The sequence below is a fragment of the Zooshikella harenae genome, assembly GCF_018837975.1.
Lineage (GTDB): Bacteria > Pseudomonadota > Gammaproteobacteria > Pseudomonadales > Zooshikellaceae > Zooshikella > Zooshikella harenae.
Genome location: NZ_JAGSOY010000242.1, coordinates 1 through 1,429 on the forward strand (window position 1 = coordinate 1; position 1,429 = coordinate 1,429).

A 1,429-nucleotide genomic window follows, 5' to 3' on the forward strand; every position below is an offset into this window, starting at 1 on the left:
AACTATACGCTAATTTCCTTAAGTTAATGACATTGGGTGGCAGAGGGTTGTGTGGAGTGCCAACAGGTTACTCATATCGCGGCAACGCTGGATGCTGGAAACACAATGGGGGAAGGTGTTCGTCATCAATTGATGCTCACTGATGCACCACCTATTGGTTTAGCTTATTTAAAAGTAAAAGATCCTTATGCAGGGAAAAAAACCATTTCTGCGGTGCAAAGAGAGGATGGAAAAGCGATAAACAATGCCAATGTCTGGCTTAGTAAAGAACGTAACAGCGATAAAATACACTTTGACTATTTTCTAAACCTGTTTGATGTAGATCCATCATCCTATTACGTGATTGATTTTGGGGTTCAAGCTTTAACACCTCACCCACCCGTTATTCAATATATCGGTGATAAAACCACTTATGAAGGCGGACAGGTTGGCTTTATCGTCAATGCCAGCGACCCCAACGGTACAATACCCCAGTTAACTGTGAATGGACTTATGCAAGGTGCAAAATTTACTGCGCAGGGTAATGGTCAAGCAATATTTCAGTGGTTACCCCTGGTTGGTCAGGCAGGAGAATATCCATTAACAATACACGCAACGGATGGTCAGCTTAGCGCTCAGCAAGAAGTCATGATTCACGTTTTCCGTGAGGGTGATACGGATGGAGACCAACTTGATGATGAATGGGAGCTTAATCACTTTGGTGATTTATCCCGTGATGGGGCAGGTGATTTTGATAATGATGGTTATACTGACCTGGAAGAATTTAAGCAGGGTACAAGCCCAACTGAAAAGGCCCTTGCACCTGGTATTCCTCAAATTATTGGTCCTCGCCCAGAAGAGGAAATCACCAGCTTAACGCCGACCTTACTTATTCAAAATAGCCGACATGGCTCAGAAGAGGCTATACATTACCGTTTTGAAGTCTTTGCTGAACCTCAGATGACCACATTAGTCGCTGTGGCTGACCCCGTAAATGAGGCAGTTGATACATCCTCTATCACTATTGCAGAAAGCCACCTTCAGGAAGGTCAGCCGCTACTTGATAACCATCATTACTATTGGCGTGTACGTGCAATTTCCAGCAAAGGGAGTAGTGAGTGGAGTACCAGCTCATTTTTTCTTAACACCCAAAATGATCCACCGAGTGCAATTCACATCAATGAGCCTGCACACCTTAGCGTGGTAGCCAATTTACAACCTACCTTAAAAGTCACTAATTCAGTTGACCCTGACCAAGATAATTTAACATATAGCTTTAGGGTTTATGAAGAAACTGATCGAACATTTGAAAACCCTATTCATCAGGTGTCTGGTTTATCTCCCGGAAAGGAAGGGCAAACAGCCTGGCAAATACCCGTTAAATTAATTGAAAATCAGGTGTACTTTTGGATTGCGACCGTCACAGACGAGCATGGTGAAATAGCCCTCA

At 43.5% G+C, this 1,429-nt stretch carries 1 pseudogene; it reads left to right on the forward strand.

The window, feature by feature from the left end:
• Nucleotides 1–36: 36 nt before the first annotated feature.
• A pseudogene (locus KCG35_RS25310) lies at nt 37–1,429 on the forward strand (calcium-binding protein); the annotation flags it as partial.